The 11,560-nt window shown below is 37.8% G+C and carries 6 protein-coding genes; all 6 read right to left on the bottom strand.

All coding sequences use genetic code 11. From position 1 onward, the window contains the following. Positions 1-6 precede the first annotated feature (6 nt). The 6 genes from BFL47_RS17005 to BFL47_RS16980 all read right to left on the bottom strand — a co-directional run bounded on the left by BFL47_RS17005 (position 7) and on the right by BFL47_RS16980 (position 11,533). Positions 7-1,941: a glycoside hydrolase family 97 protein gene (locus BFL47_RS17005; protein ID WP_069660995.1), complete on the bottom strand. Its 1,935-nt coding sequence runs from the start codon at positions 1,939-1,941 to the stop codon at positions 7-9. A 401-nt stretch (positions 1,942-2,342) separates the two neighbouring features. Further along, positions 2,343-4,274 (bottom strand): alpha/beta hydrolase-fold protein, encoded by a 1,932-nt coding sequence (locus BFL47_RS17000; RefSeq protein WP_069660994.1) that lies wholly within the window; start codon positions 4,272-4,274, stop codon positions 2,343-2,345. 60 nt (positions 4,275-4,334) lie between these two features. Continuing rightward, entirely contained in the window at positions 4,335-6,794 is a 2,460-nt protein-coding gene (locus BFL47_RS16995; RefSeq protein ID WP_069660993.1) for a glycoside hydrolase family 95 protein, read from the bottom strand. Between the two features lie 253 nt (positions 6,795-7,047). Then, entirely contained in the window at positions 7,048-8,718 is a 1,671-nt protein-coding gene (locus BFL47_RS16990; RefSeq protein ID WP_069660992.1) for an endo-1,4-beta-xylanase, read from the bottom strand. A gap of 25 nt (positions 8,719-8,743) precedes the next feature. Continuing rightward, positions 8,744-9,730 carry a DUF5627 domain-containing protein gene (locus BFL47_RS16985; protein ID WP_139125859.1) on the bottom strand — a complete coding sequence of 329 codons (987 nt, stop codon included), beginning with the start codon at positions 9,728-9,730 and terminating at the stop codon, positions 8,744-8,746. 42 nt (positions 9,731-9,772) lie between these two features. Further along, positions 9,773-11,533 (bottom strand): RagB/SusD family nutrient uptake outer membrane protein, encoded by a 1,761-nt coding sequence (locus BFL47_RS16980; RefSeq protein ID WP_069660991.1) that lies wholly within the window; start codon positions 11,531-11,533, stop codon positions 9,773-9,775. Positions 11,534-11,560: the final 27 nt, after the last annotated feature.

Raw genomic sequence — 11,560 nt, 5'->3', positions numbered from 1 at the left:
TATACATTAATTAGTTGGCACTAAAGTCATCACAAAACCTCCGCGACGAAGCAATTTGACATCAATAGCGCTTGACATATCCACTTCATAATATCTGACTTCGAAGTCTTTATCATGCTTTCCATCGGCTATTAGCGTACATTTATACTTGATTCCATTTTGCAGAAACGGAAACTTTACATTTTGTTGCTTTTCCTTTATTTCTGCATTAATACCTCCAATATACCAGGAAGTCCCTTTCCGACGTGCAATCACTGCATCTTCACCAGGGTAACCATCAATTAACCGGGTATCGTCCCAAGCATTTGGAACTGATTTAAGAAAAGATTTTACAACATCGGGCAACATTAAATAACCATCAGGACGGTCAGCAAAGTGTTGTAAACCAGATTCAAATACAATACTCAAAGCCAATTCATGGCCATAGGACGTTAAATGCGGGAACTGGGAGTTAGTAAAGGTAGTAGGAGTATAATCCATTGCCCCTACCACGTTACGTGTAAAAGGAAGAATTGTATTGTGCTCAGAAGCTTCAAGCGTAAATTCCGGACCATTATTATACCATTCAGCGCCTCTGACACCCTCATAAGTCATTAAATTTGGATAAGTTCTAGCCCAACCCCTGGGAACAAGGCATCCATGAAAATAAACCATCATTTCAAACTTTGCTGCATCTTCCAGAATATCAATATAATACTTAATCATATCCTGCTTTTCACTTTCGAAAAAATCTATTTTCACTCCTACAAATCCCATTTTTCGCAGCTTAGAAAACTCTTCCACCCTATTTTGATGTGTAAGCATCCTATCCTTAGGTGTGGAAGAAACCCAAGTATGGTTTCCACCTGAGTTGTACCAAATCAAGGGCTTAACTCCTTTGGATAAAATATATTTTGTTGCATCTTCAACATTACCACCATTGGTCATAGCGTCCCATTCCCAATCCAGCAAAGTATAAGGCCAGTTCATTTCAGCTGCCAGATCTGCAAAATCAGTAACAATTTTATAGTCTTTTGTGCCGTGGTTACTTGACCAGTAATTCCATGATACCACACCAGGCTTTATCCATTTGGGATTTTTAATCTTTGAAGGCTCTGAAACATCATCAACTAATGTTGACCCAACAATATCCGACAGACTACCTATGATAATTACACGCCATGGTGATTTCCATGGTAGAGCGATGGTAGGGGTTGATGAACCTATTCCTCTTCCATCCCTTGGATTAGGAAAGGTAAGTTTATACCGGGCACTGTCTTCTTTGTTGCTTAGTTTTGTACCACAATAGCTTTGATTTAAATCTGCTTCATGTAGCAGGTACCAGTATGAAGAATCCCCTTGCTGAAATAGTGCAGGATAACCCCATTCTTGTTTTTGAACTTTATCTTTGCTCATAACGGAATAAAGACCTTCATTGGCTGTATTCCATTTTTCCATCCAACGTTTTGTTTCACGCGGTATGATATAAGAGGTAAGCTCATCCTTTATTACAAACGAACCTTTCTTCTCCGGAAATTCATATCTAAAAATGATGCCATCATTATATGCCCGTAGAATAATATTTAATTTTGATTTATTAGGGTTTTCAAATGAAACAATTACCTCATTGGCCGAATTACTGCAGATCGCTCGTTTTCCATGAATACTGGTATATCGATCAGTTATAAATTTTTGCTTAGAGGCTTTTAGAAATTTTAATTTATCAGAGAACTTCTGGTCACTTCTTATCAACCCTAAATCAATACGTGGAATAATTACTACATTTTTACCTTCACTGGTGGAAGAAGCTTTTAAATACCATTCACCCATGTTAGTATTATTATGTTGAGAAATCAACTCTACACTAATCTTTTGATTGGGAGATCGCACTATATTTTTCTGTGAGAAAACAGGAAATATGTTGATTACCGAAAGAATAAGGATAATATTTAATTTTTTCATTTTATATAAAAAAAGAGGTGAAGCTGTATGATCAGCTACCTTTTGTTCTGAAGATGTTATAAATTAAAATGCGGCAAAAACGCTTCTTTGCTGGACAAACTAGTATACTTATTTCTTTTTTGATTGAGTTGATTAGTATCATGATTCTCCTTAATAATTGGTCATCTTTCCATTCTATATATCCTCTACTCAATGTAAAAAGGTAGGCCTTAATAATCAGTCTAATGTAGACTGATTATTATTTTTCCATTAACACAATCTCTTATGATACTATCATTTTTGTTCAAAAAGACATCAAATGATCTTTAAAGATTATTTTTACTTGTTTAAAACAGTATAATAGCAAAAATTGAAGAAAATTTAAAATATTCAAAGCTTTCTTCATGTAATTATAGCGTATCTTATTGTTGAAATAACAGTGGCGCAAACTGATATAAATTATTTCTCCATACCGGCCACGTATGACCACCCGGGTAATTGTAATACGTGTAGTTAATTTTTAGATCTTTGAACTTCTTAAGCATAATCTGGCAATTGTTATACGCAATATCATCCTTACCTCCCATTGCAATCCAGAATTGCTTTAAATTTTTATTAATCTTATCCGTATTATTCTTCATAAATGCATATTGAACCTCTGCAACCTGATCTTGCCTTTGAGCAATCCATCCGGAACTAAATACACCCATATAATTAAACATATCTGTGTTTTTAATACCAGTATAAAGGGTATGCATGCCTCCCATCGAAAGTCCCGCTAATGCCCTACTGTTTGCATCCGTTTTAACGCGATAATTTTTCTCTATCATTGGTATGACAACGTCTTTTAACTCTAGTTCAAATCTTTTTAATGCCGACTCGTCAAATGCAGAGCCGCCCATATTTGCATCTGGCATGACTATAACCATAGGTAATGCTTTTTTCTCTGCAATCAGGTTATCCAGAATTAAATCCGTCTTTCCCTGATTTGCCCATCCTGTCTGATCTTCACCGCCTCCATGTAAAATGTAAAGAACCGGGTATTTTTCTTCCGTTTGAGTATCATATCCTGGAGGAGTATACATGTAAAGCTGTCGCCAGCTATTGGTCACCTTTGAAAAGTATTTTTTTATTCGGATGTCTCCATGTGGGACATCTCTTAAAGCGTAATATGCACCAGCGGCAAAAGGAATTTCTATTCCGCTGGCCATTCTTCCCATACCATAAAATGTTTCACTTGACGGATCCGCTACAGCGACACCGTCTATTAGTATCGAATAGTAATGGAAACCTTCTCCAATAGAATCTGTAGTTATATTCCAAACGCCTTCATCGCTTTTGACCATGTCGTATTTTTTACCCAAATCCACCTGCACCTTTTGAGCATCGGGGGCCTTAATAGAAAAAACCACTCTATTATCGGTTAGAATCTGGGGATATTTAGCTGATCGTATATTAGTGGAAGCGGGAGCTCCTGCAACTGGATATTTTGGAAATGTAGATTCGTCTACTGGTTTAAATAACAATTGCGAAAACATATATAAGCTGTTTTTCCAAATAGTAAAATCGTGAAATCCAGGTTCAATGAAGTAGATATGGGGTACATTATTCTTAGTCAGATAATCGTGTGTTCGCTTGCTGAAACTAACTAAACCGTCACTGGCACCACAGGAGATCCATAGTAGTTTAAGCTTTTCTTTTGCCTTGGCAGGATTAGGAACTAATTGTTCGGGACTTTTAGTATTTGGGGCTGAAGAAAACCCTCCCACCCATGCAAATTTATCGAAGTTACCTAATCCAAAGTTCAGAGATTGACCTCCTCCCATAGATAGACCAGCGATCGCTCTATTTTTTTGATCTGTATATACCGGATAATTTTTTTCAACATAAGGGATCAGATCATTCAATAAGTCTTTTTCAAAGGCGGCAAATGCTTCAACTTTATCCTTAGACATAATGTTCCCTATAGGGCGGTCATCTTTCATCGCCCTGCCATTGGGCATCACTACAATCATAGGCTCTATTTTGTGGTCTGCGTATAGATTATCTAAGATAACCTGAGGTTTTCCACCGTTAAGCCATTCCATGTGATCGCCTCCTATTCCATGCAGTAGGTATAAAACCGGATATTTTTTACTTTTCGAATATCCCGGTGGAGTATAAATAACGGCCTTACGGGTAGTACCAACCGTTTTCGAATGGTATCTTATGGTATCAATTTCCCCGTGATCAATAGCTGAACGCTCTTGATCAAAGTCAGCGGAAGGTGACTTAACCTGGGAATACAAAGGAGTAAAAAATAAAAGAGCTACAATAGAAAGGTTAAATCTTTTAAAAAATTGTTTTGTCTTCATTGGTTTGGTTTATAAATAAAGTTTTTTATTCTATGATAAAATTGCTGTTTGCTCCATTCATCAGACTGAAACAAATGTATACAGACCTCCAGTTCTAGTTTCAATATCATACAGTTTTGTGGGTTTAAACCGAGGTTTTATCACAGTTGCCTTTTTTGAAATCAGTGGAGTTTTTATCGGTTCTATCTGATAAAATCTATTAGAATTTACACCTTTAGCTTCTTTCAATTTCCCTTCGCTCGTTAATTTAAGCCCACTTTGAACCCTTAAACGAAGATTTCCTCCTAACCTTGATCTAATAATAAGTTTAACTACTTTGCCATCTTTCCATTCCATACTCACTAAGTCAAACCCTCCTCTTGCCCTTAGCCCCCCGACGCTTCCCCTTTCTTTCCAGAGGTCGGGAATCGCAGGAAGGAGTTGTATTTCACCATGTGAACTTTGCAATAACATTTCGGTAATCCCCGAAGTGCAACCAAAGTTACCATCAATCTGAAATGGTGGGTGTGCGTCAAAAAGGTTGTTATAGGTACCCCCTCCCGCAACGTTAGTACCCACGGGTGTAAGTTGATCCTTAATAAGTGAATAAGCATGATTACCATCAAGCATATTTGCCCACCAGTTCACCTTCCATCCCATGCTCCAACCTGTTGACACATCACCTCGCTGAATCAACGTATTCTTTGCCGCACTGTAAAGTTCTGGCGTAAGATAGGGAGAGATCTGATTTGAGGGAAAAAGACCGTATAGATGAGAAATATGACGATGATTATCTCTTGGATCATCTATGTCATCAAGCCATTCCTGCAACTGCCCATGTTGGCCAATTTGCATGGGTGCCAGGCGACTTCTTTTCATTAACAATGTATCGGCGTAGTCCTTGTCTTTACCTAATATACCAGCTGCTCTAATGGCTGTAGAAAAAACATCGAATACGATCTGATTAGTCATTGTTACGCCAACATCGAGAGAAGAACCCTGATGTGCACTTGGTGCATTTTCAGGCGATTCATCCGGATTAACGACTAGCCAATGATAGTTAGGATGTTCGATTAAGTAATCAGAATAAAATAGCGCAGCACCTTTCAATACAGGGTAAATTGATGCCAGGAATGTCTTATCTCCACTATAAAGATAATGCTCCCAAAGGTGTTGACTCAACCAGCCGCCACCATTACTCCAGGCACCCCAAAATGCACCATCCACAGAACCTGTAACCCGCCAAATGTCTGTATTGTGATGGGCCATCCAACCTCTTGCATTGTACATATCCTTTGCCGTTTTTTGGCCTGTTGCAGATAGTTCCTGAACCATTTTCAACAGAGGTTCATGCAGTTCCGCCAGATTTGTCTTTTCTGCGGGCCAGTAATTCATTTCAGTATTGATATTGATGGTATATTTACTATCCCATGGCGGATTCACATTCTTGTTCCAGATGCCTTGCAAATTAGCAGGTTGACCGCCTGGCTGTGATGAAGAAATTAAAAGATATCGCCCAAATTGGTAGTATAATGTGACAAACTGCGGATCATTGTTCAAGTGGAAATTTTTAAGCCGCTGATCTGTTGGAAGTTTTGTTGCCTCAGATGAGCCCAAATCTAATTCTACTCTCTTAAAAAATTTCTGATAGGCAGCAACATGTAATTTTAAAATATCTGGAAAAGACTTGGTTACTGCACGCTTTAAGTAGTTAGAAGCTCTTTCATCTTGATTTCCATTTAAATCTTGATACGAATTAAAGTTGGTAGCTATTGAAATATAAATGGTTACTTCATCCGCATTATTCACAATTAGAGATGAATCTGTCGAGGTAATACTCCCTCCTTTTGTTTTCAACTGTGCAATGCCTTTATATTTGATCATGCCTTTCACTCCTTCATGATCAATAGTAGTACCCGATACTGATATCTGGTTATTATTGGAAGTGTGGATAGATGCTTTAGGCATAGCTGCAGCAAAAGAGGCATTAAAAGAAATACTTTTGGGTCTACTGGCAGTTAAATGCATTACGATCACACGGTCCGGAAATGAGGCAATCACTTCTCTTGTATAGGATACACCGTCAACATCATAGGAAGTTTTTGCTACTGCCTTTTCAATATCCAATTCTCTGTAGTAGTTGCTGTAATTTTCATGGCCTTTAAACGAAAGGTTAAAATCGCCTAAAGGCTCAAACATCTGACCATGAGATATCTTGCTGACAATCGATTTATTGGCCACAACTTCTGCCCGCTTTTGTTTCCCTTCAAATAGGAGATTTCGAATTTTTGTCAGTGAATCTAATGATAAAGGATTATCATTACGGTTTGGGCCCCCACTCCAAAGAGTATGTTCATTTAATTGAATGGTTTCTAAAGCAACATTGCCATATACCATGGCACCTAACCTACCATTTCCAACGGGTAATGCATTTTCCCAAATTTTGCCTGAAGGATTAGTATACCATAACTTCAGTACATTATCCTGCGAAAAACACAAGAAATTTAATAAAATCAAAAAAATTAATAAAGTTTGTTTCATCTTATAACTTATCAATTTATTTTTTCCATTTACTCAAATAATGGATCCGTCAATTTCCAGGTATTTATAAGGCCGTTTCTCTATCAGGAATTTTGCATAATTTTTGCTTCACCTCTCTTTGAGTTCTTTAATGGAATAAGGTTTATATACTTCAAAAATTTTAAGGTACAAGATGTAAAATAAACATCTTGTACCTTAAAACTAGCATAGCAACATAGTCACAAATATGACTATTCAATCTGATCAGATCAAATTATTTTCCGGCTAAGCCATCTGCAACACCAACATATGATGGTTTACGCACAAAACCCTCAGTCCATAAACCAATTGGTTCACCTGCTCTCCAGCTCGAACTTTTTGGACTATCAAGTGGGCTCCATATTGTAATTCCGTAACGTTGTGCGGCAGGAATAAGCTCAAAATATTTGGCTATTACATATTTATACATTGCAGCTTGCGCGGCATACTGTTCTGCTGTAGCAACAGTTGTTTGTGCACCTACCCCCATGTCTAATTCAGATACTTTAATTATCTTACCTGTCGCAGCCAGCAATCTAAACATCTCGTCAATCTTACCCTTGTCTGATGTGGCATCAATGTGCATTTGAGTACCTATTCCATCAACCTTCGCACCTTTACTTTCAATATATTTAACATAATCAATCAGTCCCTTACATTTATCAAGACTATATTCCAGGTTGTAATCGTTTATAAAGTGCAAATCGCCAGTATTACCATGGGCTCTGGCTAATTGAAAAGCTCTAACCGCATAATCTTTACCCATATAATCTTGCCAGTAAAACTCGTCTGCCTTAAGCGTTTTTCCAATACCTGATTTAAGTTCATATGGATTAGCATCATCCATCGGTTCATTTACAACATCCCATACCTTAACATAAGATTTGCAAGTGTCTACCATACCAGATATAAATCGATTAAGTGCCTGGTCAATAATAACTTTCTTTTCAGTAGCTGTTTTTGCAATAGCCTGCTCCCCTGAATTTGGATTTAAACGGCGAAGGGAGATATTGTCAAAATTAAGTGTTCCAGCATAAGCTCCAAAGCTAAATAGAAAGCGTTTCCTGTCCGCTTTCGTTACCGTCTTTTCAAGCTCGACAAGTTTCCATTCTGTAGTTACAGGGAATGATCCGAAATCATCTGCTCCATAGGTAACCGTCTCTTGTAAAGCGACAGAGGCGGATCCAGCTATAGATCCTTTGACATAGAAACTCAACTTATAAACTGATCCGTTTTGGAAATAAGCACTAAAATCATACGGAGTTTGTGCTTCCCAAGAGTTAACTACTTTTGGATTTGTCATGTAAAGTGAATATCCAGCCCCCCCTAATCCTTGTCCATTTGCACTAATCCCTCTTGTTGAACCGTTACCCCATCCACCCCAACCGTTTGAATTTCCTAACTCAAAGTTACTATTGGGGATTAAATTAGCTTCCAAGGCTGGGCCATTACCAGGAATGACTGTTGGAGCAATTAGGCTATTGAGATATGTCGCATTCTGGTTAGCATGCCAGCAAAGTGTATGCCCGTATACAGAAATACCCGCTCCGGATGCTGCTTTTAGCAAGTTCTTCACATTATTCAAATCCAGAGTACCATCCGCTTTTACCACCGCTCCATGCTTCATTTCATAACCAATGGTTATTTCATCAAAATTACTGTTGACCAATCTATACATAACTCCTTTGTTAATATAGTCAGACAATGATATCGCAGCACCAAGTTTAAAATTAGGTTGAGCATCTCTTTTGATGTAGGATTTTAAAGCACTATAGCTATCAATTTCCTTCTGCGCTAAAAAACTGGCAGGTTCATCTACATGAAAATCAAGACTTTCATGCTTGGTACAAGAAGCCATTATCGCCGAAAACGAAAGGACTACTGCTATTTTATAAATATTTTTCATACCATTTGTTTTATTATAAACCAAACTATTTCGTTACTGCATTGAATGTTTCCATTTTAACGCCCCTATCTCTTATAACTAGTGTATCTGTAGAAGAAACATGCATTTCATTCATATCTACCTCATAATTCAGGTACAAGGCATCACGGTCTTGATTACCCCAACTATTTTTCTCCCCTTTTTTCACAAACTTACCACTACCGGTAGCTGTAAAATCAGTTGTAGCGGCCGATACGGTACAGTCTCCTGCATTATTAATAGTAAGCAACAAGGTGCGGGTTATATTTTGTCCACCAGACCCTTTGAATACAATAGGAAAACGTGTTCCACTCAATGATTGAGTAGATAAAGTTGAGATATCATCCTTTTCTACAAATGCTTTATGCCTTACAATCGTTTGATTAAGAGCTGTGTTTCCATTCTTGCCAGTAATTACATCTTTGCCCCTGCGCAAATAATTACCATGCCAAGGATTAATATATTTAATAGCATAAAGCACATAATCTTTAGCTGCTAACAGGGAATCGGCATTCACTACACTCGTCATCCTTAAGGGAATAACATATGTATTTTTGATAGCTAAGGGATCGGCAAAGAATGCATCAGTTAACTGAACCTCAACACCTCCAGTAATATTTCCTTTCGTGATTACAATCTTATCTGAGGCCAGTGTATAATAATTAGCCGGCATAGTAATTATATCGCCCCCTGTACTAAACGCCTTTCCTGTACTCAGCGAATTATCTACTGCAATACCAATAGTTACGTCACCTTTGGTGGTATATACACCTCCTGTAGTGGCCATAATTTGACATTTATAATCATTATCCAATGAGGTATCAAAAATATCTTCACCTAATGTGATTGTACGTACTGGACCTTGATAAGCGAAATAAACGGTCTGATAAGGATAATCTGCAAATTCCCATTCTTGATTTTTGCAGGAAGTAAATATTGACGAAACTACCAGTGATAGTAGGACTACTTGTTTTATTTTTAAATTTATTTTCATTTCAATCTAGTTAAACGAACGTGAATAGTTTGTTTTAATCCTTTACCAACCGGAATTTTGAGTCAGATTATTATATTTAAGAGTTTCGCTATAAGGAATCGGGCCATAATTCATGAAGCTTTGATAAGAGCGGTTTTCAACATTAATTATGGAGAAACCTCCGTTTGTAATACTTACCCCTTGTGCGGTTTCATTTAAGTTTGCATTCCATCTACGCAAGTCCCAAAAACGAAAGCCTTCAAAACATAGTTCTAATCTTCGCTCGTTTCTGATCAGCACTCTCATTTGATCTTTATTGTTCTTAACGGACTCTAAATAAGCATCACCATTTGTAGTTCCAACACCTGCTCTTGTACGGATAGCTTTAATCACATCATAGGCAGAATAAGCATGACCTCCGGTTGCTGTTGGGCCCCAGGCTTCATTGGCAGCTTCCGCATAAGCCAGATAGATCTCGGTATATCTTATTCTAGGAACATAATGTTTTTGAGTACTCGTAGTAGAAGGATTTAGATTCACATCTTGTCTTAACAATTTACGCATATAATAACCTGTACGTGTTGATGTCTCTACTTTATTTAAACCATCATTAGTAGGACTATCAGCTGAAGTATTAATTACTGTAGAACTTGTACCTGCGGTACTTCCGTTTACCATAATATACAATTGAAAACGAGGATCACGGGCGGCATAAGGACTTGCAGAATTATACCCGCTGTTCGCTAAATCGGAAATAGGGTATCCGTTGGCCATAGGGAAAGCATTAACTAAGTTCTGCGAAGGATTCAAACGACCGCTACCATATAATGTTGGAGGAAAGTGAGTGCGTTCAAGATCGTTATTAGTTCCTATATCAGTTCTCCATAAAATTTCAGATGGATTAATACCTGATGCTAACCCATCAACTTCAGTTCCAAGATACCAGGTTCTGCCATTTGCTGCTAAACCGTTTACTCCGCCCTTAAGATCTATAACTTCAGCTGCATCATTCGCTGCATCTGCCCAAGCAGTAGCATTTCCAGCATTAAAGGCTGGACTTGCCGCTAACAAAGCTGCTTTGGTACGTATTCCTTTAGCAATACGTGATGTTAATCGTCCTCTAAAATAAAAACCAAATACACGATTGTAATCGTCCTTATTAACGCCAGTGTATTTAGAAGGTACCTGAGCGTCGCTGGCTATATCTTCGAAATCTAAAGATAAAAGTTCCTCTGCTGAATCCAGATCTTTATAAACTTGCTCGATACATTCTTGAAAAGTAGCTCTTGGTATATTAAAATCCGATGTAACAGTTTCCGGCTTCAGTAACAAAGGAATACCTAGCAATTCACCGCTAGGAGATTTTCCTGCATGTGCCTGGAGTAAGTAATACATATGAAGTGCTCTAAGACCATATGCTTCACCCTTCATTCTGTCACTGAACAGCCTGCTTATTTTGGGATCAATTGCCCATTCTACACTATCCGAAACAGAAAGAAACAAGTTAAGATACTGAATTGCAGATCTCCCACCAGTCCAACGATCAAGAGGGTTATTGATAGCAGTCCATTGACCTGTAGATATTTTCAAGAACTGACTTGTTCTATCATTGGTAACAGCATCATCTGTTGCTACATCATTAAATGACCAGTTGTTTGACGGAATTCGTGCATACCCATTAAGCAATAAACCTTGCGCATAAGAAGCATTGCTATAGGCATTTTCTAGTTCAAGATTATTTTCAATTGCCGGATCAAACATATCCTTTTCACAAGCTGCGAAAAAGAGTGCGATGGATAAGCATGTTAATATAATTTTTTTCATGTTCTAAATTTTAATTGAGCTAAGAAA

It is taken from the genome of Arcticibacter eurypsychrophilus, from assembly GCF_001730525.1.
GTDB classification, from domain to species: domain Bacteria; phylum Bacteroidota; class Bacteroidia; order Sphingobacteriales; family Sphingobacteriaceae; genus Arcticibacter; species Arcticibacter eurypsychrophilus.
The sequence above is the reverse complement of the archived record's forward strand: the minus strand, read 5'-3'. Positions and strand labels throughout refer to the sequence as shown.

Coding starts and splice junctions, on each gene's coding strand:
- BFL47_RS17005 (WP_069660995.1), bottom strand. CDS start 1,941: ATGAAAAAATTAAATATTATCCTTATTCTTTCGGTAATCAACATATTT.
- BFL47_RS17000 (WP_069660994.1), bottom strand. CDS start 4,274: ATGAAGACAAAACAATTTTTTAAAAGATTTAACCTTTCTATTGTAGCT.
- BFL47_RS16995 (WP_069660993.1), bottom strand. CDS start 6,794: ATGAAACAAACTTTATTAATTTTTTTGATTTTATTAAATTTCTTGTGT.
- BFL47_RS16990 (WP_069660992.1), bottom strand. CDS start 8,718: ATGAAAAATATTTATAAAATAGCAGTAGTCCTTTCGTTTTCGGCGATA.
- BFL47_RS16985 (WP_139125859.1), bottom strand. CDS start 9,730: ATGAAAATAAATTTAAAAATAAAACAAGTAGTCCTACTATCACTGGTA.
- BFL47_RS16980 (WP_069660991.1), bottom strand. CDS start 11,533: ATGAAAAAAATTATATTAACATGCTTATCCATCGCACTCTTTTTCGCA.